At 62.4% G+C, this 26,004-nt stretch carries 30 protein-coding genes and 1 tRNA gene; 22 read left to right on the top strand and 9 right to left on the bottom strand.

Annotation, left to right across the window (positions count from 1 at the left end):
- Positions 1-2: 2 nt before the first annotated feature.
- A complete protein-coding gene (locus tag V3C85_RS08415; RefSeq protein ID WP_331794645.1) occupies positions 3-422 on the bottom strand; it encodes a hypothetical protein in 420 nt (139 codons plus the stop codon).
- Positions 423-432: 10 nt separating this feature from the next.
- Positions 433-1,635, bottom strand: a complete 1,203-nt coding sequence (locus tag V3C85_RS08420) for a pyridoxal phosphate-dependent aminotransferase (protein ID WP_331794646.1) — start codon at positions 1,633-1,635, stop codon at positions 433-435.
- 89 nt (positions 1,636-1,724) lie between these two features.
- Between V3C85_RS08420 and V3C85_RS08425 the strand changes: the two genes are divergently transcribed.
- The 3 genes from V3C85_RS08425 to V3C85_RS08435 all read left to right on the top strand — a co-directional run bounded on the left by V3C85_RS08425 (position 1,725) and on the right by V3C85_RS08435 (position 2,976).
- On the top strand, positions 1,725-2,117 hold the full coding sequence (locus tag V3C85_RS08425; RefSeq protein ID WP_331794647.1) for a helix-turn-helix domain-containing protein: 393 nt from the start codon (positions 1,725-1,727) through the stop codon (positions 2,115-2,117).
- Positions 2,117-2,389, top strand: a complete 273-nt coding sequence (locus V3C85_RS08430) for an FAD assembly factor SdhE (protein WP_331795260.1) — start codon at positions 2,117-2,119, stop codon at positions 2,387-2,389. Before V3C85_RS08425 ends, V3C85_RS08430 begins: the two co-directional genes overlap by 1 nt.
- Before the next feature lie 80 nt (positions 2,390-2,469).
- Complete coding sequence (locus tag V3C85_RS08435) at positions 2,470-2,976, top strand: MarR family winged helix-turn-helix transcriptional regulator (RefSeq protein WP_331794648.1); 507 nt, start codon at positions 2,470-2,472, stop codon at positions 2,974-2,976.
- On the opposite strand, the gene V3C85_RS08440 is transcribed toward V3C85_RS08435, so the two are convergent.
- The 3 genes from V3C85_RS08440 to V3C85_RS08450 form a co-directional block, all read right to left on the bottom strand.
- Positions 2,970-5,042, bottom strand: coding sequence for a capsular polysaccharide biosynthesis protein (locus V3C85_RS08440; protein WP_445941998.1), 2,073 nt, complete (start codon positions 5,040-5,042; stop codon positions 2,970-2,972). The two genes, V3C85_RS08435 and V3C85_RS08440, sit on opposite strands and share 7 nt — an antisense overlap.
- 7 nt (positions 5,043-5,049) lie before the next feature.
- Positions 5,050-6,189: a polysaccharide biosynthesis/export family protein gene (locus tag V3C85_RS08445; protein ID WP_331794650.1), complete on the bottom strand. Its 1,140-nt coding sequence runs from the start codon at positions 6,187-6,189 to the stop codon at positions 5,050-5,052.
- Positions 6,190-6,278: 89 nt separating this feature from the next.
- Positions 6,279-7,568, bottom strand: a complete 1,290-nt coding sequence (locus tag V3C85_RS08450) for a capsule biosynthesis protein (RefSeq protein WP_331794651.1) — start codon at positions 7,566-7,568, stop codon at positions 6,279-6,281.
- A gap of 156 nt (positions 7,569-7,724) precedes the next feature.
- On the opposite strand from V3C85_RS08450, the gene V3C85_RS08455 reads away from it, so the two are divergent.
- The 8 genes from V3C85_RS08455 (at position 7,725) to V3C85_RS08490 (ending at position 13,809) form a co-directional block, all read left to right on the top strand.
- A complete protein-coding gene (locus V3C85_RS08455; protein ID WP_331794652.1) occupies positions 7,725-8,321 on the top strand; it encodes a riboflavin synthase in 597 nt (198 codons plus the stop codon).
- Positions 8,322-8,476: 155 nt separating this feature from the next.
- On the top strand, positions 8,477-9,580 hold the full coding sequence (gene ribB / locus V3C85_RS08460) for a 3,4-dihydroxy-2-butanone-4-phosphate synthase (RefSeq protein WP_331794653.1): 1,104 nt from the start codon (positions 8,477-8,479) through the stop codon (positions 9,578-9,580).
- Between the two features lie 3 nt (positions 9,581-9,583).
- The gene (locus V3C85_RS08465) at positions 9,584-10,084 is read left to right on the top strand and encodes a 6,7-dimethyl-8-ribityllumazine synthase (protein ID WP_331794654.1); all 501 of its coding nucleotides are present in this window, start codon (positions 9,584-9,586) and stop codon (positions 10,082-10,084) included.
- Positions 10,081-10,572, top strand: a complete 492-nt coding sequence (gene nusB, locus V3C85_RS08470) for a transcription antitermination factor NusB (protein ID WP_331794655.1) — start codon at positions 10,081-10,083, stop codon at positions 10,570-10,572. The genes V3C85_RS08465 and nusB overlap by 4 nt, the downstream gene beginning before the upstream one ends.
- Before the next feature lie 102 nt (positions 10,573-10,674).
- Complete coding sequence (locus V3C85_RS08475) at positions 10,675-11,004, top strand: hypothetical protein (RefSeq protein WP_331794656.1); 330 nt, start codon at positions 10,675-10,677, stop codon at positions 11,002-11,004.
- Between the two features lie 60 nt (positions 11,005-11,064).
- Complete coding sequence (locus V3C85_RS08480) at positions 11,065-11,988, top strand: LysR family transcriptional regulator (RefSeq protein WP_331794657.1); 924 nt, start codon at positions 11,065-11,067, stop codon at positions 11,986-11,988.
- A gap of 109 nt (positions 11,989-12,097) precedes the next feature.
- The gene (locus tag V3C85_RS08485; protein ID WP_331794658.1) at positions 12,098-12,928 is read left to right on the top strand and encodes a DUF481 domain-containing protein; all 831 of its coding nucleotides are present in this window, start codon (positions 12,098-12,100) and stop codon (positions 12,926-12,928) included.
- A gap of 401 nt (positions 12,929-13,329) precedes the next feature.
- Positions 13,330-13,809, top strand: coding sequence for an MmcB family DNA repair protein (locus V3C85_RS08490; RefSeq protein WP_331794659.1), 480 nt, complete (start codon positions 13,330-13,332; stop codon positions 13,807-13,809).
- Here the strand turns inward: V3C85_RS08490 and V3C85_RS08495 are convergent.
- Positions 13,793-14,005 (bottom strand): DUF6324 family protein, encoded by a 213-nt coding sequence (locus V3C85_RS08495; protein WP_331794660.1) that lies wholly within the window; start codon positions 14,003-14,005, stop codon positions 13,793-13,795. The genes V3C85_RS08490 and V3C85_RS08495 overlap by 17 nt on opposite strands.
- 194 nt (positions 14,006-14,199) lie before the next feature.
- Between V3C85_RS08495 and V3C85_RS08500 the strand changes: the two genes are divergently transcribed.
- From V3C85_RS08500 to V3C85_RS08515, 4 genes are all read left to right on the top strand, one after another.
- Positions 14,200-14,276 (top strand) — tRNA-His (locus tag V3C85_RS08500).
- Between the two features lie 145 nt (positions 14,277-14,421).
- Complete coding sequence (locus V3C85_RS08505) at positions 14,422-15,159, top strand: SDR family oxidoreductase (protein WP_331794661.1); 738 nt, start codon at positions 14,422-14,424, stop codon at positions 15,157-15,159.
- 10 nt (positions 15,160-15,169) lie between these two features.
- On the top strand, positions 15,170-16,012 hold the full coding sequence (locus V3C85_RS08510; RefSeq protein WP_331794662.1) for a fumarylacetoacetate hydrolase family protein: 843 nt from the start codon (positions 15,170-15,172) through the stop codon (positions 16,010-16,012).
- 69 nt (positions 16,013-16,081) lie between these two features.
- The gene (locus V3C85_RS08515) at positions 16,082-18,415 is read left to right on the top strand and encodes a Tex family protein (RefSeq protein WP_331794663.1); all 2,334 of its coding nucleotides are present in this window, start codon (positions 16,082-16,084) and stop codon (positions 18,413-18,415) included.
- 21 nt (positions 18,416-18,436) lie between these two features.
- Here the strand turns inward: V3C85_RS08515 and V3C85_RS08520 are convergent, their stop codons facing one another.
- Both V3C85_RS08520 and V3C85_RS08525 read right to left on the bottom strand, forming a co-directional pair.
- Positions 18,437-18,865: a DUF1178 family protein gene (locus V3C85_RS08520; RefSeq protein ID WP_331795261.1), complete on the bottom strand. Its 429-nt coding sequence runs from the start codon at positions 18,863-18,865 to the stop codon at positions 18,437-18,439.
- A 97-nt stretch (positions 18,866-18,962) separates the two neighbouring features.
- Positions 18,963-19,442 (bottom strand): NUDIX hydrolase, encoded by a 480-nt coding sequence (locus V3C85_RS08525; protein ID WP_331794664.1) that lies wholly within the window; start codon positions 19,440-19,442, stop codon positions 18,963-18,965.
- A gap of 199 nt (positions 19,443-19,641) precedes the next feature.
- On the opposite strand from V3C85_RS08525, the gene V3C85_RS08530 reads away from it, so the two are divergent.
- Both V3C85_RS08530 and V3C85_RS08535 read left to right on the top strand, forming a co-directional pair.
- A complete protein-coding gene (locus V3C85_RS08530) occupies positions 19,642-20,175 on the top strand; it encodes a glutathione peroxidase (protein ID WP_331794665.1) in 534 nt (177 codons plus the stop codon).
- The gene (locus tag V3C85_RS08535) at positions 20,109-21,293 is read left to right on the top strand and encodes an acetoin utilization protein AcuC (RefSeq protein ID WP_331794666.1); all 1,185 of its coding nucleotides are present in this window, start codon (positions 20,109-20,111) and stop codon (positions 21,291-21,293) included. The genes V3C85_RS08530 and V3C85_RS08535 overlap by 67 nt, the downstream gene beginning before the upstream one ends.
- 13 nt (positions 21,294-21,306) lie before the next feature.
- Here V3C85_RS08535 and V3C85_RS08540 read toward each other — a convergent pair whose 3' ends face one another.
- Positions 21,307-21,609, bottom strand: a complete 303-nt coding sequence (locus V3C85_RS08540; protein WP_331794667.1) for a DUF6476 family protein — start codon at positions 21,607-21,609, stop codon at positions 21,307-21,309.
- Here V3C85_RS08540 and V3C85_RS08545 point away from each other — a divergent pair.
- The 5 genes from V3C85_RS08545 (at position 21,608) to V3C85_RS08565 (ending at position 25,996) form a co-directional block, all read left to right on the top strand.
- Positions 21,608-22,666, top strand: coding sequence for an RluA family pseudouridine synthase (locus tag V3C85_RS08545; RefSeq protein WP_331794668.1), 1,059 nt, complete (start codon positions 21,608-21,610; stop codon positions 22,664-22,666). The two genes, V3C85_RS08540 and V3C85_RS08545, sit on opposite strands and share 2 nt — an antisense overlap.
- A 191-nt stretch (positions 22,667-22,857) precedes the next feature.
- Positions 22,858-23,751 carry an RNA polymerase sigma factor RpoH gene (rpoH, locus tag V3C85_RS08550; protein ID WP_331794669.1) on the top strand — a complete coding sequence of 298 codons (894 nt, stop codon included), beginning with the start codon at positions 22,858-22,860 and terminating at the stop codon, positions 23,749-23,751.
- A 65-nt stretch (positions 23,752-23,816) separates the two neighbouring features.
- The gene (locus V3C85_RS08555; protein ID WP_331794670.1) at positions 23,817-24,617 is read left to right on the top strand and encodes a phosphatidylserine decarboxylase; all 801 of its coding nucleotides are present in this window, start codon (positions 23,817-23,819) and stop codon (positions 24,615-24,617) included.
- Positions 24,614-25,372 (top strand): CDP-diacylglycerol--serine O-phosphatidyltransferase, encoded by a 759-nt coding sequence (gene pssA, locus V3C85_RS08560; protein WP_331794671.1) that lies wholly within the window; start codon positions 24,614-24,616, stop codon positions 25,370-25,372. Before V3C85_RS08555 ends, pssA begins: the two co-directional genes overlap by 4 nt.
- A complete protein-coding gene (locus V3C85_RS08565; protein ID WP_331794672.1) occupies positions 25,373-25,996 on the top strand; it encodes a class I SAM-dependent methyltransferase in 624 nt (207 codons plus the stop codon).
- The last annotated feature ends 8 nt before the right edge of the window (positions 25,997-26,004 follow it).

A 26,004-nucleotide genomic window follows, 5' to 3' on the forward strand; every position in this document is an offset into this window, starting at 1 on the left:
CGCTATTCGGCTGCCTTGTTCTCGTCCTTCATCAACCGGTCGGCCTTTTTGCGCACCAGAACCGTGCGCAAATCATGCATGGCCAGCAGCAGGCGGTCCGTCACTTGCTCTAGCTGGGCATCCGTCGCCTTGGATTGCGCCCATTGTGTCGTCAGGTTCATATGATCGACGGCACGCAAGATATCATCCAGATCCCGCGCCGCCAGAACAGCGATGCGCTCTTGCAGCCATGCCTCGATCTCGGCCCGTTCGTCGGCAGCAAGGGCGCGGTCGCCATGGGGTTTGATATTGCCGTTCTTCACATTGACGACGGCAATCTCCTCCATCTCGATGCGGCGCTGCCGGTTCTCGGTATCCACCTTGAACACGACAGCGCCATTTTCACGAATACGAAAATAATATGTCGGCAGGTCGCCCGCCATAATTTACCCTTTACGTCAACGAGGCACAAAACCGCTGAATACGGCCACAAGCTTCCTTTAGCAGATCATCTGACGTTGCGTAACTGACGCGAAAGTTCGGCGACAGGCCAAAGGCTGCCCCAAACACCACCGCAACCCCGGTTTCTTCCAGCAAGGCCGTGGCAAAGACCTCATCATTGGTGATGATCGTGCCGCCCTTGGTGGCCTTGCCGATACAGCCGGAAATATCGGGGTAAACGTAAAACGCACCCTCCGGGTTCGGGCAGGTCAGCCCTTCGGCGGCATTCAGCATCGACACAACCAGATCCCGGCGGCGTTCAAACAGCTTGCGGTTTTCCTCTAAAAACCCTTGCGGCCCGGTCAGCGCCTCAAGCGCGGCAAATTGGCTGATCGAGCAGGGGTTTGATGTCGATTGCGACTGGATCGTGCCCATGGCCTTAATCAGCGCCACCGGCCCCCCGGCATAGCCAATGCGCCAGCCCGTCATGGCATAGCTTTTCGACACGCCATTGCAGGTCAGCGTGCGGTCATACAAGGCAGGCTCCACCTGCGCCGGTGTGCTGAACTTGAAATCGCCAAACACCAGATGCTCATACATGTCATCTGTCATGATCCAGACCTGCGGATGGCGCAGCAGCACATCGCACAGCGCGCGCAACTCATCCCAGGTATAGCCGGCCCCGGTCGGGTTCGACGGGCTGTTGAAGATAAACCATTTGGTCTTGGGCGTGATCGCGGCCTCAAGCTGTTCGGGCGTCAGTTTGAAATTCGTCTCCAGCCCGGCCACCACCGCGACAGGCGTGCCGCCCGCCAGCTCGACCATATCGGGATAAGACACCCAATAGGGCGCCGGAATGATCACCTCATCCCCCGGATTGCAGGTGGCCATCAGCGCATTATACAAAATCTGCTTGCCCCCGGTGCCGACCGTGATCTGGTTCGGCGTATAGGTCAGCCCGTTTTCGCGCAGGAACTTGGCGCAGATCGCGGCCTTCAGCTCGGGGATGCCATCGACGGCCGTATATTTCGTCTTGCCGCTGGCAATGGCCCGCACGGCGGCATCCTTGATGTTCTGCGGCGTGTCGAAATCCGGCTCGCCCGCGCCAAGGCCGATCACATCCTTGCCCTCTGCCTTCAGTTGCGCGGCCTTGGTGGTCACGGCGATGGTGGGCGATGGCTTCACACGCGCCAGCGTATCCGACAGGAAAGGCATCTTCGGCTCCTGATTTGTCTTTTCCGGTCCAAGCTCTTATGGTCCGCCTGATCAGCGATCAAGCGTTATCACAGGCAAGGAGAGGCAAGATGGCAGAAACCGATGATTGGTATTCGGGCGATGTGGCCACCTTTGGCGACCGTCTGGCCGGCGCGCGCGAAGCGGCGGGCCTGACACAAGACCAATTGGCCAAGCGGCTTGGGGTCCGCGTCACCTCGATCCGCGCGTGGGAGGATGACAGTTCAGAACCCCGCGCCAATCGCTTGCAGATGATGGCGGGCATGCTCAATGTCTCGCTGCGCTGGCTGTTGACGGGCGAGGGCGATGGGCTGGATGCGCCCGCAACCGCGGGGCTGTTGTCGGATGATGCACAGACTGCGCTGAAAGACCTCGGGCGGATGCGCGCACAACTGCTGGCGCTGGCCACCGAAATGGGGCAGATGGAAAAAAGGTTGCGGCACCTTTTGCGCGACGAGGAATGATGATGGAAACGGACGAGGCCCGGTTGAAACGGATGGCCATGCGCTCTTGGCGGCGCGGCACCAAGGAAATGGATCTGGTGCTTGGCCCTTGGGCTGATGCGCATCTGGCCGGGCTGTCGCCCGAACGGCTTGATCTTTACGATCAGCTTCTGGCCGAAAATGATCAGGATCTGATGGCCTGGATTCTGGGCAATGACACGCCGCCCCCCCGGTTCGCGGGCTTTTTAGGCGAAATTGCGGAATTTGCGCGCCAACGCCTGCGCCAGAACTGAAACAAGTTCCCCTCAAGTTTACCAAATGTTTTCTGTTTGTGCTGATTCTGCCCCGATACCCGCAGGTAAAAGGATGGATCATGCTTCAATCGCCCGTACACTCGCCGGTGCTGGATGGCACCCCCCAGATGCTGCTGTCGGGCTATCTGGACAATCTGGCCATGGTCGAACGGCTGCACCGGCTGCTGCTGGATGTGATCAAGGATGAATTCGAACGGCTGTCGCTGCTGGACATAAATTCGGTGCAGGCGTTGCTGCTGTTCAACATCGGCGAGAATGAGGTGACGGCGGGCGAGTTGAAATCGCGCGGTTACTATCAGGGCTCGAATGTCAGCTATAACCTGAAAAAGCTGGTCGAACTGGGCTATATGCACCATCAGCGTTCGGAACTTGACCGCCGCTCGGTCCGGGTGCGGTTGACGGAAAAGGGCAGGGCGGTGCGCGGCGTTCTGAACGATCTGTTTGCCCGCCATGTCGATGTGCTGATCAAGAAATCGATCATCGACGCCGAAGGGATGGAAGATGTGAACCGCTCTCTCAAACGGCTTGAGCGGTTCTGGACCGATCAGATCCGCTATATCTACTGACGCCAGAACCGCGCATGGCTGGCGAACCGCCCCTGCAACTTGGCCAGCAGGCGGTTGCCCAGCCCCGGATGCGGGATGTCGCCCTGTGCCAAGCGCTCGATTGCAACTTCGGGCGGGCAGGGGCGGCGGCTGATGGGGTCGTAATAGCGCGGATAGGCGATCAGCGCGGCATGGATCAGCGCCTCCAGCGTCGGGCGCGGCTGCGGCTGGCCATCGGGGCGGCGCAATCGCCGTTCGGGCACGGGCCCCAGATCATGCGTCAGCCCCCAGCCCGCATAGAACGGTGCGCCAAGGCACGTCACCGGCTTGCCCCGGATCAGCGCCTCAAAGCCCAGCAGGCTGGTCATCGTCCACACCGCATCACAGGCCAGGATCAGCGCCACCGGGTCGGCGTGATGCGCCACCACATCTGCCAACCCCGCCAGTTCACCCGGCGCCACGGCCCCCGGTCGCAACCCCGCCTCTACATCCGGGTGCGGTTTATAGATGATCACCGCCTCGGGATGCGCCGCCCGCACCGCCTGCAACAGGGCCAGATTGCTGCGCACCGTGCCGCCGCCCGCCAAGACCGAGGCATCATCTTCCACCTGACCCGGCACCAGAATCCGCCACCCCTGTGGCACGTCGGGCAAAGCCCCCGTCAGGTTGTATTTGCTCAGGCCTAGGGCCACCAGCCGCTCGCGCAGCCGTGCCGCGCGCAGGCTGGCCCCCTCAGGCAGGGGGGACAGGATCAGCCGCTCTAACCGGCTTTCCTGGGCCGGATCGTAATAGATCCCCAGATCATCGGTCACCAACGACAGGGGCGGCACCAAAGCTGCCCCCAGCCCGCGTGAGCGCAGAAAGCCATCCTCGACCCGCCGCACCGGGCCCGAGGTCAGGCTCAGCCCCGCCGGGGCCTTTCCCGCCCAGACCAACAGGCCCCGTCCCGATTTTTGCGCCAGATCCACGGCCTTTTGCGGGCTGGTCACAAAGCGCAGCGGGGTTTCCCGGCCAAACACCGCTTGCAGCCGCCCGCGCTTCCACATCCGCATTCCCAGCGCCACATGGCCGTCGCGATCTTCACGAAAGCTGCGCACCTCGGCATCCAACTGGTCCAGCGCCTCTTCAAAGCTGCACAGCCGGTCACGGCAGGGGTCATACCAGGTGGGGGCCAAGATCATCGCGGCGGCAAACAGTTGCGCCCGTGTCAGGCGCCGATTGCGCCGGGGCAGCGGAAAGTGATCCACACTCAGCCCCCAACCGGCGTAAAAGGGCTGGCCAAAAACATGCGGCCTGTGCCCGGCCAAAATCGCCTCAAATCCCAGTTGCGACGAAACGGTGTAAACCGCAATCGCCCCTTCCAGCAGCGCCCAGGGCGACACCGCATCGGCGCAAAGCGTGACCCGCTCGGGCAGCGCCGGTGCGGTGAAATGGCCCTTGCGCAACCCCATCGCGGTTTCGGGGTGGGTCTTGATCACGATCCGCGCCTGGGGATGGTCTTCTTGCGCCGTGAGCAGCATCTCGGCAAATCGCGCCGCATCCGCCCCCGAGGCCGTGACCGAAGCATCGCCCAAAGTCTGATCCACCACCAGCACATAGCCCGGCTCGGGCGGCGCCAGTTCTGGCCGGTGAATATTGTATTTTGACAAGTCATTGGCCCGGATCCGCGCCATTCCGGCCTTGGCACGGGCCAAAAGGTTCGAATCATCCAGTGGGTTGGTCATCAGATGATGCTCGATCACCGACAGGCCCCGGCCATCGAAATGCACCCCGAACGGGTCGATCAGCAGGCCAAGTGGCGCATCCCCCGCCCGGCCGGGCCGCACCGATCGCAGCAGGGCGTCCTCGATCCGCACCACAGGCACCCCGCAGCGCGCCGCCACTGCCTCGCCCCGCGCGGCATAGGGGCTTTGGCCCCAGACCACAACGCCATCTTCGGCACGCGGCCAGCCCGGCACCAGATCATGTCCGGCCAGCGCCAGAATCCGGCGCAGGCGATGGTTCCACAAAAAGCCGCCGTTAAAAAAGCAAAGCCGCCGGGGGATGACCCCGGCGGCAGGTGGTTTTGCGTCGGGCAGGGGCGCCAAACCGGCCTCAGCCGCCCGAACCGGCCGTGGCGATCGAATCCGCCGCCCCCGCCGTGCCGGTGATGGCCGACAGCGTCTTTTGCCACTGCACAAACGGGGCTTCGGTCACATAAACCGTGTCGCCGTCGCGAATGACGAAATCACGCGCCTCGAACATCCCGGTCGGCTGGGTCAGGTCCAGCACATAGACCATGCGCTGATCGCCCTGCAAATCCTTGCGCCCCAGCACCGAATTGGCGATTTCCGCCGGTTCGTTGCGGAAAACAAAGACGCCCGTCGGGTCGGCAAGGCTGGTGTTCAGCCCGCCCACAATCGCAATCGCCTCGATCGCCGACAGGGTCTGTGTCTCGAACGGCACGCGGTTTTGCGCTCCCGTCGCCCCCAGCGCCACAAAGGCGCGGGTATCTTGCTCGACCACGATCTTGTCACCGGGCCGCAGCGCGATATCCAGCGCCGGGTTGGCATACAGATCTTGCAGCCAAACGCTGCCCGTCTGCTTGCCGCGCGTCACACGGATGATCGCGACCGAAGGTTCAATCGACACGCCCCCCGCCCGCGCAATCATCGCCGACAGCGTGCGCGTTGGCCGCTCGATCGCATAGACACCATTCGCCCCGACCGACCCCGCAACCGACACCGCCGAGCCATCGCCGGCAACCCGTTGCACCGTGACCTGCGGGTCAGGCGTTTGTGCATCCAGTTTGCGGGTGATCGCCTGGCGCAGACCGTCCGGCGTCTGACCGGCGGCCTTGATCCGGCCGGCATAGGGCACAAAGATATAGCCCTGCCCATCGACCTGCACTTCGCTCAGCGCCGAGACGCGCTGGCCGGTGTTGCCCAAAAGCGGGTCGTCGCGCACGTTTTCAAAAATCGTCAGCGCCAGCGTATCACCGGCCGAGATCGTATCCGACCCCACCACACCGGCATTCTGGAAGGCGGATGAGAAGCCAAGCGCCGGCGTTACCGCCGTGGCCCGCGTCACCCGCTGGTTCACCGTCACGATAAAGGCATCGCCTTCGCGCAGGACCGACCCTTTGAAGATCTCGGCCTTGTTTGGCCCCGACCGTGGCAAACCACAGGCGGCCGTGCTGGCCAACAGCACGGCAAGGGCTGCGGTTTTCACCGCCCTTGTCGTCAGAACTTTCACTGCTCGGGCTCCTTTGATTGGATTTGCCTCAAGTTTTGCCGCCAAACCTACAGAAAGGCGGAATAAAATGCCAGCGTTCGATTAGGGGGCTAGTTTACCAGCCGCAACTGTTGCCGTGGTGCCGCGCTTCCAGACTCCAGCGCCTGATAGGGGTCTTCGGCGGCCAGCATCATATCCACCACCTGTCGCAGCAATTCGCGCCGCCCGCGTGTGCTGTAAAACCCGCCCGTGATCTGGCTGGTTTCCAGCAGATAATGCCGGTAATCGCGATAGGCGCGGCTGTCGGGCCGGGTGGGGCGGGCAAAGAAGTCGGGCAGGCTTTGGGTCGAGACGAATTCAGGCTTGGCATAAACCGCCGCGCCAAAGCATTTCAGCGGCATGCCGCGCCACAAGACCTGCTGGGCGGCGGTGGAATTCACCGTCACCGCGCTGCGCGCATGGTTCAACAGATGCGCCAACTTGCCGCCGCGCACGAAATGCACACGCCCGGTCACCCCATGCGCCTTTGCCAGCCTGCGGATGTCGCGCGCAATCGGGGCGCGCCCGTCTTCCAGCGGATGGGCCTTGAACACCAGATGATGATGCGGGGCCGCCCCCTTGGCAAAACCGTCGATCACCACGGCCAGAAACTCGGCCATCGTCGAAAAGGGCGAGTGTTTCTGAAAACTGGCGTCATGTTCCAGTTGCAACAGCACCAGATGATAGGGAAAGCCGCCATGGCGGATGCGAAATTCGGCCAGCATCCGTTGCCAGCGATGAAACGGCAGCAGCAGCAGGCGCCGACAATACAACAAAAACTCTTGCCAGACGGTCAGTTTGCGATGGGGGCGGAAATTGCGGTAATCCCAGAACCCCATCAGCACAAAGAAATGATACAGCGCACCCCAGAAGATATGCTGGCGCATGTCGCCCCAATGGGCCGGGGCCTCGGGTTGATCCATCTCGGCGCGGTCCAGCGCCGCCTGCATCTGTGCCACACTCATCTGCATCAGCCGCGAATGGCCATTGGTGCCATCGCGTTCATAGGTCACCCAATGCGGGCGCAGATAGCCTTCCTCAAACACATGCACCGTCACGCCCGCGGCCTTGGCCGCCAGCACGGCTGCGGCGTGGATGGGCCGGGTATCGCCATACAGCACCAGATCGGTGATCGCCTTTTCGGCCAAAAGCGCGGTCACAAAGGCGGGCCAATCCTCGCCCCGGCCACGATAGGCGATGTAATTGGCCGTATTGGGCCACAAGGCCCGGTCGCCACGGTTGAACCCCACGCGCCACACCTCGGCCCGTGCCGATTGCAGCATCAGCCCCAAACGGTGGAAGAAGGGCCCATGCGGCCCCTGCAAAAACAAAAAGCGGCGGTCTTGCCCGGTAATCGTCATGCCGTCTTTCTCTGGTCATCCCGGTGCAAGGTCAACGCAAGATCTGAACCTTTCGTTACCATTAGCCTTTAAACCCGGCAAATCTGAGGCATTCTTGCCGCCCATCTTGCGCCCCCGCCCGCCCCAAGCTACCTCTGGGCCAAAGGGAGTGCGCGCATGTTCACAGGCATTGTCACCGATATCGGCGAAATTCTGGAAACCCGGCAAGAAGGCGACCTGCGCGCCCGCATCGGCACATCCTATGATGTGGCCGGCATCGACATCGGCGCCTCTATCGCCTCGGACGGGGTTTGCCTGACGGTCATCGCCACCGGCACCCAGCCCCGTAACTGGTATGATGTGCAGATTTCGGCGGAAACCGTGTCAAAAACCAACCTTTCGGGGTGGCAGCCGGGCACCCGCGTCAATCTGGAACGCGCGCTGAAAGTGGGCGATGAACTGGGCGGCCATATCGTTTCGGGCCATGTCGATGGCGTGGCGCAGGTGATCCGTGTGCTGCCCGAGGGCGACAGCCTGCGCGTCACCTTCCGCGCACCGCAGACACTGGCCAAATTCATCGCACCGAAAGGCTCGGTCGCGCTGAACGGCACCTCGCTGACGGTGAATGAGGTCGAGGGCACCGATTTCGGCATCAACTTCATCCCCCACACCCAAAACGCCACCACCTGGGGCGCGGTGCAAGAGGGCGATCTGGTGAATCTCGAAGTCGACACCATGGCCCGCTACGTCGCCCGCCTGCGCGATTGGGGATGATAGAGCGCGCGCCCGGGTGACGGGGGCTGATTCTGGCCCCCGCGGCGTCTGGTGACGCTGAGTTCGGATAATGTGCCGCCCTTGCATCTGGCTTTCCGGCCAGCAAGGCGTTAGACGACAGGCCAATATTGCAGAACGCCGTCCGGGGAACGCTCATGTCTGACGCCAAGACCGACTATTCCGCTGCCATTTCTTCGGTCGAAGAAATCATCGACGACGCCCGCAACGGGCGGATGTTCATTCTGGTCGATCACGAAGACCGCGAAAACGAAGGCGATCTGGTGATTCCCGCCCAGATGTGCACCCCGCAGGCGGTGAATTTCATGGCCATGCATGGCCGGGGCCTGATCTGCCTTGCGCTGCCCGCCGCCAGAATCGATGCCCTTGGCCTGCCGTTGATGAGCCCGAAGAACTCATCGCGCCACGAAACCGCCTTCACCCTGTCGATCGAGGCGCGCGAAGGTGTGTCCACCGGCATTTCCGCCGCTGACCGCGCCCGCACCATCAGCGTGGCCATCGACCCCACCAAGGGGGCCGCCGATATTGCCACGCCGGGCCATGTCTTCCCGCTGCGCGCCCGTGACGGTGGCGTTCTGGTGCGCGCCGGCCATACCGAGGCCGCGGTCGATGTCAGCCGCCTTGCCGGGCTTAATGCCTCGGGCGTGATTTGTGAGATCATGAACGAAGACGGCACCATGGCCCGTCTGCCCGACCTGATCAGCTTTGCGCAAAAGCATGGGCTCAAGATCGGCACGATTTCCGACCTGATCGCCTATCGCCGCCGCCATGACAATCTGGTCAAGCTTTCGGCCGAACGCACCATCACGTCGGAATTCGGCGGTGACTGGACGATGCGCATCTATACCGACGTGACCGAGGGCGCCGAACATGTGGTGCTGATCAAGGGCGATCTGTCGGCCCCCGGCCCGGTGCTGACGCGGATGCACACGCTCGATCCGCTGCTGGATGTGGTGGGCCTTGGCCCCGCCGGGCGCACTGGCGAATTCGGCGATGCGATGCGGCTGATTGCGTCCGAAGGGCGGGGGGTGCTGGTGCTGTTGCGCGATCTGCACATGAAGCTGACCTCTGACAGCGATGCCTCGCCGCAAACCCTGCGCCAATACGGGCTTGGGGCACAGATCCTTGTGTCGCTGGGCCTGCATGATCTGGTCTTGCTGACCAATTCGCCCCAACCCAAGGTTGTCGGACTCGAGGCCTATGGCCTGTCGATCACCGGAACCCGCCGGATTACGGAGTAAGCCATGGCCGCCGCGGAACAGCATTACACCCTGCCACTGCCCAGCTTTGACAAGCCGGTGCGCCTGTTGGTCGTTGTCGCCCCCTATTACAAAGACATCGCCGACAATCTGGTCGCTGGCGCCCGCGCCATTGCCGGGCAATGCGGGGCCAGTGTCGATCTGGTCGAAGTGCCCGGCGCGCTAGAGATCCCGACCGCCATCGCCATGGCCGAACGGCAGGCCCGCTATGATGGCTATGTGGCTTTGGGCTGCATCATCCGGGGGGAAACCACCCATTACGACACCGTCTGCAACGACAGCTCGCGCGCGATCTCTTTGTTGGGGCTGCAAGGGGCCTGTATCGGCAATGGCATCCTGACCGTTGAAAACCGGCCCCAGGCCGAGGTCCGCGCCGATCCGGCAGGCCAGAACAAAGGCGGCGGCGCTGCGGCTGCGGCCTTGCACCTGATCGCGCTTTCGCGCAAATGGGCCGGCCAAAGCAACGGGATCGGATTCAAGGCATGACGACGGGCAAGCCCACCACCAAAGCCGCGCGCGACGAACAAAAGCAGATGCGCTCTGCCGCCCGGCTTTATGCCGTGCAGGCGCTGTTTCAGATGGAAAGCTCGGGCCAGACCATCGCCGCCATCTGCCGCGAATTCGAAGTGCACCGCTTTGGCGCCACTTATGACGACATCGGCGAATTCGTCGAAGGCGATGTCGACCATTTCCGCACGGTGGTGGATCACGCCGTCAACCATCAGGCGCTGATCGACCAGATGACAGACCGCGCCTTGGTCGCCAAATGGCCGATCGACCGGATTGATCCGGTGCTGCGCGCGCTGTTCCGGGCGGCAGGGGCCGAACTGACGCAGTTGCCGACCCCGCCCAAGGTGACGATCACCGAATATGTCGATGTCGCCAAGGCCTTCTTTCCGGGCGGCAAGGAATCAAAATTCGTCAATGCCGTGCTTGACCACATGGCCCGAGAGGCCAAGCCCGACGCGTTTTGACCGCTCTGCCCGCGAAAACCGGCCTGTTTTCGCACCTGCGGCAGTTTGGGCCTTTCCTTATGCCGCATCTGCGTTACCTTGCTGTCATAGAGGAGAGTCGACATGCCCAAACTCATCCGCCTTTACATCGTCAACGTGGCCATCGGCTTTGGCCTGTCGGCGGCTTTTCTGGCCTTGCTGATCACCTTTGATGTGGCGGGGTTAGGGCGGTTGATCCTTGGCTCTGACATGGGCCTTGTCGCGGCCCTGATGATCTTCCTGTTTCAAGGCGTCGTCTTTGCCGGGGTGCAATTCGCCATCGCGGTGATGCGCATGGCGGAAGATGAGGATGACAGCGGCCCGCGTGGTGGCTTGCGCCAGCACAGCGATCTGGTGCCCGTGCGCGTGGCCCAAACCTCGACCCATGTGTCCAGGCGCCTGACTGGGCGCTGATCCCTGCACCTGCTGATCTTTCGCTTGCGCGCCGCCCCTTGCGGCGCGTAATGCCATGGGATGGACCTTGCCCTTATCCGCACCTTTCTTGAGGTTGCCGCCACCGGCAGTTTCGGTGCCGCCGCCGAACGCCTGTTCGTCACCCAATCCGCTGTCAGCCTGCGCGTTCAGCGCCTTGAGGATCAGCTGGGCCTGCCGCTGTTCACCCGGTCCAAGGCGGGGGCCGAGCTGACGCCCGCCGGGCGCGAATTCGAACCCTTCGCCCTCAGCCTGATTCAAACCTGGCAAAAGGCCCGCCAACAGGTCGCCATTCCCGAAGGTTTCAACCGCTCGCTGACCGTTGGGGCGCAATATTCCATCTGGCCGCGCCTTGGCTTTGCATGGGTCGATGCCCTGCGCGCCGAAATCCCCGATCTCTCACTGCGGGTCGAGGTGGGGATGCCCGACCGCCTGACGCGCATGCTGGTCGAAGGCTATGTGCAAACGGCGCTGATGTATTCCCCCACGCTGCGCCCCGGTCTGCGGATCGCGCGGGTGATGGATGACGAGCTGATCCTGTGCGCTTCCTGGCCGGGGGCCACCCTTGCAGATCTGCCGGGGCGCTATGCCTTTGTCGATTGGGGCCCGGAATTCGTTTCGCAACATGCGCTGGATTTTCCCGGCCTGACCAATCCGGGGCTGACACTGGCCTTGGGGTCGCTGACGGCCGATTTCCTGATCGGTCGCAAGATGGCGGCCTATCTGCCCGGTGCGGCGGCGCTGCGGGCCATCGAAGCGGGCCAGTTGCATCCCGTGGACAGTGCGCCGGTCTATCCCTATCCGGTCTGGTCGGTCTGGCGCGAAGATGTCGATCCGGCCCTGATTGATCAGGCCGCGGGCCTGTTGGCTTCGGTCGCCGTGACCATCGACAGGGCCACGCAGGGCGTGATGGAATCGTTTCATCTGCACCTGCGGCAGTTTTCCGCGCATAAGCATGAGTATTAGTCGTATGTAATACGAATATTATGAATTTTCCTTTTTCTGGTTGGGCGATTACGTCTTCGCCATGGTTCGGCGCAACGACCGCGCCGCATATCCCAGGAAAGGATCTGCCATGAATTCGAAATTGCTTTTTGCCGGCGTCAGCATGATTGCCCTCGCCGCCGCCCCGATGGCCTTTGCACAGGCCACCATCACCGGCGTCGATGCCGTGGATGACAGCATCGACGACATCACAGACTCCGTGGCCGATGATATGGCCCGCGCCGAGGACGCATCGCGCTTTGGCAACCCTGAATTCCGTCCGGGCCTCTCGGGCAGCGCCTCGGTGGGCTATTCGGGGAAAACCGGCAACAGCGAAAGCCAGGATCTGTCGATCGGCATGCGTCTGCGCTATGCCCAAGGCAACTTTGTGCAGTCGATCGGCGCCGCCCTAGATTTCCAGGAAAGTGCCAACGTCAAGACCAAGGAAGATGTTCTGGCCGTCTATGACGCCAACTACTACTTCGATCAGAACTTCTACGGCTTTGTGCTGGCCCGCGTCGAATCTGATGGCCTTGCCACTGCTGCCACCGATGTGCGCCGCGATGCCTTCCTTGGCTTTGGTCCGGGCTATCGTGTGATCAACAAGGCCGACATGACCTGGCGCCTTCAGGCGGGTATCGGCGTCAGCTATCTGGAAGACGGCCTGCGCAACTCGGTCACCGAAACCGGCTACCTTGCGGCGTCGCGCTTCTTTTACAAGATCAACGACAACATGTTCGTGACCAATGACACCGATATCCTGAATTCGGATACCGCGCTGCGCGTCAACAACGACCTTGGCCTGAACGTCAAGATGACCGAGGCGATTTCGACCCGTCTCAGCTATCTGACCGAATATAACGACAGCCGCGCGATTCAGACCGACAACAAACTGGGCGTCTCGCTGGTTTTCGGGTTCTGATCCGACTGTCTCGACCCTTTCTCAACACCACCTTGGGCGCAGAGCAATCTGCGCCCCTTTTTGTCGTTCGAAAGGGGGAAAGGGTGGCGGGCCCGCAGCAGCCGTGGGTGACATTGTTTTCCCGAGAGCCAGAGGTCTCAGGTGGGTGCCAGGTAGCAAGACCAGGATCTTGCCAGAGCCAGCCCCCGTTCGCTTGCTTATCGGCCACTGGAAAAGAGTCCCAACACGCGAAGAGCAGAACCCGCCACCCATCAAGATAGGGCGGGGCAGGGGGCTGTGCAAGGCCGATGCGCAGATGCCCTGCGGCTGGCTGGACATTTGTTCATGCTTCGTTCAGTGTTGGCTGTGACCACGGCTGTGACCACAGATGCACCACGCAAAAACCACGGATAGACCACGCGATGACCACACCCGATGCCCCCGTCCAGCCCGATGCCGTGCCCCCCCAACCCGGCCAGCGTCTGGCCCGCGGGGTGGCCCGCGCTTTGCTGGCAATGGATTTCGTCACGGTCGAGGAATTGGTGCCCACACCGGGCCTGCGCGTCGATCTGATGGCGCTTGGCCCCAAGGGGCAGGTCTGGATCATCGAGTGCAAATCCAGCCGCGCCGATTTCACCGCAGATCAAAAGTGGCAGGGCTATCTGGAATGGAGCGACCGTTTCTTCTGGGCGGTCGATGCCGATTTCCCGACCGAGATTTTGCCGCAAGATCATGGGCTTATCTTGGCCGATGCCTATGGGGCCGAAATTGTGCGCATGTGCCCCGACACGCCCTTGGCGCCTGCGCGGCGCAAGGCCATGGTGCAAAAATTCGCCCGCCACGCCGCGCAACGCCTGCAAGCCCTGCGCGACCCTGCGGCGCGGATCAGCGCTTGGGCTTAGATTTCGGCTTGCCCATGGCCCGCGCCGCTTCGGCTGCGGCGCGCAATTCTTCTGCGATTTCCTCGGCTTCCTCGGGGTCAAAGTCCAGGGGCAGCTCAATCCCGCCCTCGGCTTCAACGTAAATCCGAACCATCCCCGCATCCGTCGGCCCGATCTGCAGGTTGGCCGCGATGTCGCTTTCCTTGTCGATGCCCATTTTGCGACCCTTTCCTTGGCATTTTCTCTGCCCTAGCGCCCTTTGCGTCGCCACGCAAGCCACAGCCCATTGGGATCATGGCAGGGCAAAGCCCAAGATATGGCCGTGCTGGTGGGGTGATCGGCGCTTTGCCCGATTTCGCGTGAAAAGCCCGCTTGCAATCCGCGCACAGGGGGGCTAAACGGCCCCCGAGTGCCGACGTAGCTCAGTTGGTTAGAGCACTAGATTGTGGATCTAGGGGTCCCCCGTTCGAGCCGGGGCGTCGGTACCATTCCCTCCAAACGCGCACTCATCGGGCCAGAACGGGCCTAAGCCCTTGTTTTGGCGGCCTTGCCGCTGTGTGCACAAGGGCCTTTGCATTTTTGCCTGTCCGTGCTGTTGTGGCTTTGGTTCGGGTGCAGGGCAAAGGGGCGCGCATGGCACGGTTGGTTGGCAAGACAGCACTGGTCACGGCAGCAGGTCAGGGAATCGGCCGCGCCGCTGCCCTTGCGATGGCGCAACAGGGCGCGCGGGTGATTGCCACCGACATCAATGAACAGACCCTGGCCAGCCTTGCCGATCAGGGGCTGGAAACCCGCGTGTTGAATGTGCGCGATCCAAAGGCGGTTGCAGCAGCGGCCGCCGATATCGGCGCGGTGGATGTGCTGTTCAACTGTGCGGGTTTCGTGGCAAACGGCACGATTCTGGACTGTGACGAGGCTGAGTGGGATGCCTCGTTCGATCTGAACGTCAAGGCCATGTATCGGATGAACAAGGCTTTTCTGCCCGCGATGATCGCGGCGGGGGGTGGGTCGATCATCAATATGGCTTCGGTCGTCTCGGGCCTGATCGCGGCGCCGAACCGCTTTGTCTATGGGGCAACCAAAGCGGCGGTGATCGGGATGACCAAGGCCATCGCAGCCGATTTCATTACCAAGGGCATCCGCTGCAACGCCATCTGCCCCGGCACCGTCGATACCCCCAGCCTGCAAGATCGGATGCGCGCGACGGGCGATTACGACGCTGCCCGTGCCGCCTTTCTGGCCCGCCAACCCACGGGCAAGCTGGCAAGTGCCGAAGATATCGCTGGTCTGATCGTGTTTCTGGCATCAGACGAATCCGCCTTTGTCACCGGGGTTGCGCATGTGATCGACGGTGGCTGGAGCAACACCTGAAAGGACTGACATGAAACTTCTTCGCCATGGCCCCCGCGGGGCAGAACGCCCCGGCCTGCTGCATTCCGATGGCACGATCCGCGACCTGACGGGCATCGTGCCCGATATCGGCGGGGCCGTCTTGTCAGATGCGGGCCTGTCGGCCTTGCGGGGGATGAAGGTGGGCAAATTGCCCGTCGTGCCCGTCGACACCCGTCTGGGGGCCTGCGTCGCGGGCACGGGCAAGTTCATCTGCATCGGCCTGAACTATGCCGATCATGCCGCCGAATCCGGCATGGAGGTGCCGCCCGAGCCGGTGATCTTCATGAAGGCGACCAGTGCGATCTGTGGGCCGAATGACCCGATCATCCTGCCGCGCGGATCGCAGAAAACCGACTGGGAGGTGGAGCTGGCCGTCGTCATTGGCAGCACGGCGAAATATGTGTCGCAGGCCGATGCGATGGATCATGTGGCAGGCTATTGTGTGTGCAACGACGTGTCAGAACGCGCGTTTCAGACCGAACGGGCGGGCCAGTGGACCAAGGGCAAAAGCTGCGACAATTTCGGTCAGCTTGGCCCCTGGCTGGTGACACGGGATGAGGTGGAAGACCCGCAGAACCTGAAGATGTGGCTGACGGTGAATGGCCAGCCGATGCAGAATGGTTCAACCGAGACAATGGTTTACGGTGTGGCCCATGTGGTCAGCTATCTGTCGCACTTCATGACGCTGCATCCGGGTGATGTGATCTCGACCGGCACGCCGCCCGGTGTGGGCATGGGGATGAAGCCGCCGCGCTATCTGCGCGCAGGCGAAGTGGTGGAACTGGGGATCGAAGGCCTGGGCCAGCAGCGCCAAGAGGTGATCGCCGACTGAGCCTGCCCTTTTCCTTGGCGGCTGGCCCGGCTATGGTCTGCGCCTGACAGCCGCCAACGGAAAGACCCCATGACGCCAGATATCGCCCGCCGCATTGCCCAGACCATTGCCACTGAAATCGGCGCCGGGGCGCAGCAGGTGGCCTCGGCCGTTGGTCTGCTGGATGAAGGGGCCACCGTGCCCTTTATCGCGCGTTATCGCAAAGAGGTGACGGGCGGTCTGGATGACACCCAGTTGCGCACCTTGGCCGAGCGACTGGCCTATCTGCGCGAAATGGAGACGCGGCGGGCCGCGATTTCGTCATCGATCACCGAGCAAGGCAAGATGACCGAGGCGCTTGGCCAGTCGTTGGCGCGCGCCACCACCAAGGCCGAGTTGGAAGACATCTACCTGCCCTATAAACCCAAGCGCCGCACCAAGGCGATGATCGCGCGGGAAAACGGGTTGCAGCCCCTGGTCGATGCGATTCTGGCCGACCGGGGCGCCGACCCGGTTGCGTTGGCGGCAGGGTTTCTGGGCGAGAACGTGCCCGATACCAAGGCCGCGCTGGAAGGCGCGCGCGACATCGTGGCCGAAGGGCTTTCGGAAGATGCCACCCTCCTGGGGCGCCTGCGAGAGCATATGAAGCAGGTGGGCATTCTTGCGGCCAAGGTGGTCAGCGGCAAAGAGGCAGAGGGCGCGAAGTTCAGCGATTATTTCGAACACCGCGAAAACTGGTCAACGGCACCCAGCCACCGGGTTCTGGCAATGCTGCGGGGCCGGAATGAAGGGTTCCTGACCCTGGATCTGGAAATTGATGCCGATGCGCCCCGGGGCGAAAGCCCGGCCGAGCGCGCGGCCGCGGCGGCCTTGTCGGCGGGCACGGCGGGTGCGGGTGACAAATGGCTGCGCGAGGCGGCGGCTTGGGCTTGGCGGATCAAGCTGAAAACCTCGTTGACGCTGGATCTGATGGCTGAATTGCGCGATCGGGCCGAGGCCGAGGCGATCCATGTTTTTGCCCGCAATCTGAAAGACTTGCTGTTGGCGGCCCCGGCGGGTGGCAAGGCCACGATGGGCCTCGACCCCGGTATTCGCACCGGGGTGAAGGTGGCGGTGATCGATGCCACGGGCAAGGTGGTGGCCACGGATACGGTTTATCCGTTCCAGCCGAAAAATGATCTGCGTGGCGCGCAGGTGGCCTTGGCACGGCTGATCGGATCGCATGGTGTCAGGCTGATTGCCATCGGCAATGGCACCGCCAGCCGTGAGACGGAAAAGCTGGTGGCCGATCTGTTGGCGCATCTGCCCGCCAGTGCGAACAAACCGCTGAAGGTGGTGGTGTCCGAGGCCGGGGCCTCGGTCTATTCGGCGTCGGAACTGGCGGCCAAAGAATTTCCCGACCTTGATGTGTCGCTGCGTGGCGCTGTGTCGATCGCCCGCCGCCTGCAGGATCCGCTGGCCGAGCTGGTCAAGATCGAACCCAAGGCGATTGGTGTGGGGCAGTATCAGCATGATGTTGACCAAAGCCGTTTGGCGCGGCAGTTGGATGCCGTGGTCGAAGACGCCGTGAACGCGGTGGGGGTTGATCTGAACACAGCCTCCAGCCCCCTGCTGGCGCGGGTGTCGGGCCTTGGCAGCAGTCTGGCCGAAGCGATCGTGGCGCATCGCGATGCCAATGGCCCCTTTGCCACCCGGCGAGATCTGCTGAAAGTGGCCCGGCTTGGCCCCAAGGCCTTTGAGCAGGCCGCAGGCTTCTTGCGCATTGCCGAGGGCAAAGAGCCGCTGGACGCAAGTTCAGTTCACCCCGAGGCCTATGACGTGGCGCGCAAGATTGTGGCCGCCTGTGGGCGCGACATCCGCAGCCTGATGGGCGACAGCGCCGCGCTGCAAAAGCTGGACCCGCGGCAGTTCATTGATGACCGCTTTGGTCTGCCCACCGTCAAGGATATTCTGGCCGAACTGGAAAAGCCGGGCCGCGACCCCCGCCCCAGTTTCAAGACCGCCACCTTTGCCGATGGGGTCGAGGACATCACGGATCTGCGTCCCGGTATGATGCTGGAAGGCACTGTGACCAACGTGGCGGCCTTTGGGGCCTTTGTCGATATCGGGGTGCATCAGGATGGGCTGGTGCATGTCAGCCAGTTGTCTGACCGCTTTGTCAAAGACCCGCATGAGGTGGTCAAGGCCGGGGATGTGGTGCAGGTGCGGGTTGTCGAAGTGGATGTGCCGCGCAAGCGCATTGGCCTGTCGATGAAGAAAGACACCAGCGAGGCACGCGAAACCGCACGAGAGCGTCAGGCCGATCGCGGGCCGAAACCCGGCGCTGCCGAGCCGCGACCGGGGCAGATGTCATCTGCGCCGCAGGGCGGGGGCGCGGGCGGGAATGCCTTTGCCGAGGCATTGAAGGGCAAGTTCGGCAAATAGCCGGGCCCGGCCGGCCCCTGCTTAATTTGCCTTGCGTTTGGGCAAAAAGGGCAGGGGGGCCACCGGCACGCCGTCCTCGATCAGCTTTTTGGCCTCTTCGGGCTTGGCCTCGCCATAAATGGCGCGTTCGGGCGCGTCGCCTGCATGCATCTTGCGCGCCTCGGTCACGAAATTGACACCGACATATTCGGAATTGGCCTCGATCTGCGCGCGCAGGGCCGCCATGGCCTGTTCCACCTCACTCGCCGGGGCCTGCAACGACGCTTTTTCCGCCCCTGCCTTGCGCGCAGGCCGCACCGAAGGCGCCATCAGCAGCTTTTCAACCCCGCTGTCGCCGCAAACCGGGCAGGTCACATGACCGCCTACCTGCAACGCCTCATAGGCGGCGGCAGATTGGAACCAGCTTTCAAATTCATGCGCCTTGGCGCATTTCAGCGCGTATTTGATCATCGGGGTCACGGGGTAAAGGTGCCAAGAGCAGCACTGGGGCAGAGCTAACCACTTTGCACCGGAAATCAAGCGCGGTCCATCACCTTGGCCGGGAAGTTCAGGCGCTTTGGGCGTTGGTCAGCACGCTGGGGTCTTTGTCCAGATTGCTGAGAATCTGGCGCAATTCGGGTTCATCCACCTTGCGGGCCGCCTTGCGGGCGGCGAACCATTTGCGCTGACGCTCCTTCCGCTCGGGGAATTTTTCTGCCAGCCGTGCGACGCGCAACGGAAACACCGTAACGGCGCAGGGCAGCGGATCTTTGGGCAGGCGGCGCTTGAGATAGGTGTAAACGCCCAACGAGGTTTCGGTGATCTGGCCCTCGACCCCGGCCTCTTCCCAGGCCTCTTGCGCGGCGGAATGCGGGCCTGACAGTTTGCCACAGGGCCAGCCCTTTGGAATGACCCAACGGCCCGTATCCCGGCTGGTGACCAGCAAGACCTCTACCTTGCCACGATGCAGCCGCCAACAGACGGCGCCATATTGGCTGCGCAGATCCGCCTCTGCGGCGGTGATTTCGGTCTTGTCTTTTGCTTTCAACGTATTGCCTGCCCGATGTTCTTGCTTTGGTCACCCCAAAGGGCGCCCCCAACTGCACTTGGGGAAGGATATATGACAGATTTTTGCGCAAATGCCCAGACAAATGCCCAGACAATTGGCCGCAGAACCTGATTGGCCAGGTGATTGCCTTGCCCAAAACTTGATCTATTTCCTACCCAGACAACCATTGGGTGGCATCATGCTTGCTTTTCCGCGTCTGGCCGTTCTGGCTGCCTTTCTGGCCCTGCCCGTTGCCCCGGTGGCACAGGCGGGCACCGGTTTTACCTTTACTTCGATCGACGGGGGCAGCTTGCCGCTGGATGCCTGGCAGGGCAAACCCGTGCTTGTGGTGAATACGGCCTCGCTGTGCGGGTTTACGCCGCAATATGACGATCTGCAGGCGCTTTATGATCGGTATCGCGACCGGGGGCTGGTGGTTCTGGCCGTTCCCTCTGATGACTTCCGGCAGGAATTGTCCTCTGCCGAAGCGGTCAAGGAATTTTGCGCGGTGAATTTTGATCTGACCCTGCCGATGACCGAAATCACCCATGTCAAAGGCCCCGAGGCGCATGCCTTTTACCAATGGCTGGCGTCCGAGCATGGCTTTACGCCGGGGTGGAATTTCAACAAGGTGCTGATCGGGCCAGAGGGCGAGGTGGTGGGCACATGGGGATCGGTGGTCAAGCCGCAGTCGCAGCCGATCGTGTCGCAGATCGAGGCCCTGTTGAACTGACGGGGCCGCTGTTCATCGGGTCCGAGGTTTATCGCGGATCATCTTACGGTGTGAACCATCCCTTGCGGGTGCCGCGCGTGTCCACCGTGATGGATCTGTGCCGCGCGCTGGACTGGCTGGGGCCGGGGCGTTATCGCACCAGCCCGCGGGCCAAGGTGGCGGCCTTGGAACACTGGCACAGCCCGGCCTATCTGCAGGCCCTGCTGACCGCCGAAGCCACCGGCGAGGTCAGCGCCGAAACGCGGGCCCGACACCACCTTGGCACCTTGTCGAACCCGGTTTTCCCCGAGATGTTCTCGCGTCCGGCAACGGGGGCGGGTGGGGTGATGCTGGCGGCGGAATTGCTGGCGCAAAGCCCGGGTGCCGTGCATGTGCCGGGGGGCGGCACGCATCACGGCTTGCCCGACCGGGCGAACGGCTTTTGCTATCTGAACGACCCGGTTCTGGCGATGCTGGCCTTTCGGCGGGCTGGGGTTCGGCGTCTGGCCTATATTGATATTGATGCCCATCATTGTGATGGTGTGCAACATGGCTTTGCCGGAGATGCCGAGTCCTTGCTGATTTCCACGCATGAGGAAAACCGCTGGCCCATGATCGGCGGCCAAACCCTGGGCACACTTGCCGATGATGGCGGGGGCAACTGCTTTAACCTGCCCGTGCCGCGCGGGTTCAACGACAGTGAGATGCGCGCCGTTCTGCATGAGTTGATCTTGCCAAGGGTCGAGTCCTTTGGCCCCGAAGCGATCATCTTGCAGGCCGGTGCCGATGGTGTCGAAGAAGACCCGCTGGCGCGCCTGTCGCTGTCAAACAATGCGCATATCGAGGTGCTGCGCGCCTTGCGCCCGCTGGCGCCGCGGTTTTTGCTGCTGGGGGGCGGGGGCTATAACCCCTGGACGGTGGGGCGCTGTTGGTCGGCGCTTTGGGCCACGTTGTCGGGGCAGGAAATCCCCGACCGCCTGCCAAAAGACGCGCAGGCGGTGCTGGCAGCGTTGCATTGGGGTGGGGGCGGCCGCCCGCCACCCGCGCCACAACTGCTGACCACCTTGCTGGATGCCCCCCGCGAAGGCCCCGTGCGGCCCGAAATGCGCGCCCGTCTGGCACAGCTGGCCCTGCGGTAGCGGCAAGCGGGGCTTAGCGCGTCAGCGTCACCTCTTGGCGCAGGGTGCCATCGTGATTGAAGATCAGGATGCGGTCATCTGCGGTGACGACGGCGATCCAGTCGGCATGCATGGTGATGGCAACGGCAGTGGCCCCGTCCGGCAAAATTACCTCGGCGGGCAATACGGGCGTTGTATTGCCCCCCGGCATGCGGGTGACAAGCAGCCCGACCACGGTTATGACACCCACGATCATGGTGATCATCAAGGTGATCACCAGCCATTTCAGGAAAGCCAATGACGGCGGCAGGCTTTCGGGTGCAGGAGACTTGTCCATGGCGGACCCCTTTGACGATGACAGCGATGTCTTTGCGCGTGAGAGCCTGAGCGTTCTCTTGCCCGATGGCCCTGCCGACCGCCTTGATAAGGTGCTTGCCCGTGCAGTGCCAGAGGAAGCGGCCCTGTCTCGCACCCGGCTGTCGCGGATGATTGCCGATGGCGCGGTGCTGATCAACGGCGCAGCGGTGACGGATGGCAAGGCCAAGGTCGAGGGCGGTGTCGAAGTGGTGCTGATGCTGGACCCGCCCGAGGCGATCGAGACCTTGGCCGAGGACATTCCGCTGAACATCATCTATGAGGATGCCGATCTGATCGTGATCGACAAGCCCGCAGGCATGGTGGTGCATCCGGCCCCGGGCAGCCCGCATGGCACCCTGGTCAATGCCTTGCTGCACCATTGCGCTGACAGTCTGTCGGGCATTGGGGGGGCGCGGCGGCCCGGCATTGTGCACCGGATCGACAAGGATACGACGGGGCTTTTGGTTGTGGCGAAATCAGACCGTGCCCATCACGGCCTTGCGGCGCAATTTGAACGCCACTCTGTCACCCGCCATTATATGGCGATGGTGCACGGCCTGCCCGATGCCGCCGACCCGCGTTTGCGCGGGATCAAGGGCGTCACGTTTGAATCGGGGGGCATCATCCGCATTGCCACCCTGCTGGCGCGGCATAAGACCGACCGACAGCGGCAGGCCGTTGTCTGGCACGATGGCCGCCACGCCGTCACCCGTGTGCGCGTGCTTGAGGCCTTTGCCGATCAGGCGGCTTTGGTGGAATGCTGGCTGGAAACCGGGCGCACCCATCAGATCCGGGTGCATATGTCTTATGCGGGCCACGGGCTTTTGGGCGATGACACCTATGGCGGCAAACGCCGCCTGTCGCACAAGGCGGTGGGGCCGGTGGCGGCCGAAATGGGCAACCACTTCCCCCGTCAGGCCCTGCATGCGGCCAGTCTGGGCTTTGACCACCCGGTCACGGGCGAGCGCATGGAATTCGTCAGCCCCTTGCCGCCCGACATGGCGGACCTGCTGCTGACCTTGCAGGCGGGGAAATAGGGGCCTGCAGGGGCATTTGCCTGACATTCGCGTGATAGGGCCGTCACAATCCTTACCAAAACCGCCGGGAATGCATTGATCTGGCGTTAAGATCATTGTGATAGGCCCCGCACTTGCAACTTGGGGTCGCAAACCTTAGCGTTGCCAGTCCCCGGGGGCTGATGGCACTGGGGAGAAACAGGGGGCAAATGATGAGCACCTATACCAATCTACCCGCACCCAGCCCGGAACAGGGGCTGAACCGCTATATGCAGGAAATCCGCAAGTTTCCGCTGCTTGAGCCGGAAGAGGAATACATGCTGGCCAAAGCCTGGGTCGAACGGCAGGATTCCGAGTCGGCCCATCGTCTGGTGACCAGCCACCTGCGTCTGGCAGCCAAGATCGCCATGGGCTATCGCGGCTATGGCTTGCCGCAGGCCGAGGTGATTTCAGAGGCGAATGTGGGCCTGATGCAGGCCGTCAAACGGTTTGATCCTGAAAAGGGCTTTCGTCTGGCAACCTATGCCATGTGGTGGATCCGCGCTGCGATTCAGGAATACATCCTGCGGTCGTGGTCTTTGGTGAAACTTGGCACGACCTCGGCCCAGAAAAAGCTGTTTTTCAACCTGCGCAAGGCCAAAGCCAAGGTGGGTGCCTTGGAAGACGGCGACCTGCGGCCCGAAAATCTGGCCCAGATCGCCAAAGATCTGTCGGTGTCGGAACAGGAAGTCATCGACATGAACCGCCGCCTTTCGGGGTCTGACGCGTCGCTGAATGCAACGGTCGGGTCCGAGGATGGTGGCGCGCAGTGGCAGGACTGGCTGGAAGACGAAGACAGCGATCAGGCCGAAGCCTATGCCGAACAAGATGAGCTTGATGCCCGCCGCGCCTTGCTGGCCAAGGCCATGTCGGTGCTGAATGAGCGTGAGAAGGACATTCTGATGCAGCGCCGTCTGTCGGAAGAACCTGTCACGCTGGAAGATTTGTCGGCCAGCTATGGCGTCAGCCGCGAGCGTATTCGCCAGATCGAGGTCCGCGCTTTTGAAAAGTTGCAGGAAAAGATGCGCGAACTGGCCAAGGGCAAGGGCATGGTCATTCCCGCGTGATCGCATCAGCGGCCCTTGGCCTTTGGCCCAGACAGGTTTAGGACAAAGCGCACAGGCGGCGGGCATTGGCCCCGTCGCCTGCCGTTTTTAGGTGGCATTGCGTCGTTTTCGTTTGCCCGGTTGCAGGGCAGGCGCTAGGACCGAAGCCAAAGGTTGAAAGGACCGAACCTGCGATGAAGATGACCGATACATTCATCAAGCCGATGCACCCCGAGGGCATCAAATTCGTGGGCATTTTCGCCGCGATCACGCTGGTTCTGTTCCTGATCTGGGATCCGCTGGGCTGGATCGGCGTCGGGCTGACGGTCTGGTGCTATTACTTTTTCCGCGATCCGAAACGGGCGGTTCCGCAGGGGGCGGGCCTGATCGTTTCGCCTGCAGACGGGGTGATTTCGCTGATTGAAAAGGCGGTCCCGCCCGAGGAACTGGGCATGGGCCCTGCGGCGCTGACCCGGGTTTCGGTCTTTATGTCGGTGTTCAACTGCCATGTGAACCGCGCCCCGGTGGCGGGCACCTTGGGGGCCATGTCCTACCGGCCCGGCAAATTCTTCAATGCTTCGCTCGACAAGGCCTCGTCGGATAATGAACGCAATTCGCTGCGCATTGATCTGGCCGATGGCCGCCAGATTGCCGTGGTGCAAATCGCAGGCTTGGTGGCGCGGCGAATCATGTGGTGGGTGGCCCCCGGCGACAGCCTGCGCACCGGGGAACGCTTTGGCCTGATCCGCTTTGGGTCTCGGCTGGATGTCTATCTGCCCGACGGGGTCGAGCCGCAGGTGGCCTTGGGGCAGACCATGGTGGCCGGGGAAACGGTCATGGCCGTTCTGGGCCGCGACTTGCCCGCAGCGCAAGGCCGCATTGAATGAACGACGACAACCAGTCCGCCCCCCGCCGCCGGCGGATGCACCTGTTTCAACTGTTGCCCAATCTGATTTCCATGCTTGCCCTTTGTTCGGGGCTGACGGCGATCAGAATGGCGGTCGATGGCCAGTTTGGCCTGTCGGTTGGGCTGATCGGTCTGGCCGCTGCGCTGGATGGTATCGACGGCCGTCTGGCGCGGATGCTGAAATCGGAAAGTGCGATCGGTGCCGAACTGGACAGCCTGTGTGATCTGGTCAATTTTGGCGTCACCCCGGCCCTTGTGCTGTATTACTGGGGCATGCGGGCGGATACGTCGCTGGGTTGGATCGCTGTGTTGATCTATACCGTGTGCTGCATGTTGCGGCTGGCGCGCTTTAACGTCGGCCAAAAGGTGGCCGAGGGTGAAGAAAAGCCCAAAGGATTTGTCGGCGTGCCGTCACCTGCCGGGGCGATGCTGGCCTTGGGGCCGATTTATCTGACCTATGCCTTTGGCCCCGATCTGCGCCCCCCGGCCTTTGCGGTGGCGATCTGGATGGTTTTCGTCGGTGCGCTGATGATTTCGCGCATGCCCACCCCCAGCTTCAAGGGCGTGCGAATCTATGCGGAAAACGCGCGCTTCATTCTGGTCGGCTCGGTGGCGCTGACGGCCTCTTTGCTGACCTATCCTTGGGTCACGCTGCTGTTGCTGGATCTGGTTTATCTTATTGCCATTTTGGTTTTGTGGCGCAAAAGCGCCCGTTCTTTGCGGAGTGTTGTTTAAGTGGATATTCAGGCTGTCCGCAAATCCTATGCCCGGTGGGCGCCAATTTATGACAGGACTTTTGGGGCGATCACCCACCGGGGGCGGCGGCGTGCGGTTGATGCGCTGAACACGCTTGGCGGGCGGGTGCTGGAGGTGGGGGTGGGCACCGGCCTGTCGCTGCCCAGCTATCGCGGCGATGTGTCGGTCACTGGCATTGATGCCAGTGCCGAGATGCTGGCCAAAGCGCAGGAAAAGGTGGCCGAACAGGGCCTGAAGAACATCGAGGCGCTGCGCCTGATGGATGCCCGCGCCATGGAATTCGCCGACAACAGCTTTGATCATGTCTGTGCGATGCATATCATGTCTGTGGTGCCCGAGCCTGAGCGGGTGATGGCCGAAATGGCCCGCGTTCTGCGCTCCGGTGGCTCTGTGGTGATCGTCAATCATTTCGCCCGCGATGCCGCCGACAGAACTGCCCTGACATGGCTAGAGCGCCTCTTTGCGCCCTTTGCTGATCTTTTGGGGTGGCATTCGGATTTTGCAAAAATGCACGTTCTGCAAACCCCCGGCCTGACCTTGATCGAGGAGCAAAATCTGCCCCCGCTGGGGATGATGACCTTGATGCGGTTTCGCAAGGACTGATCACCCCG

It is taken from the genome of Pseudotabrizicola sp. L79 (genome assembly GCF_036553525.1).
In the GTDB taxonomy this organism is placed as follows: Bacteria; Pseudomonadota; Alphaproteobacteria; order Rhodobacterales; family Rhodobacteraceae; genus Pseudotabrizicola.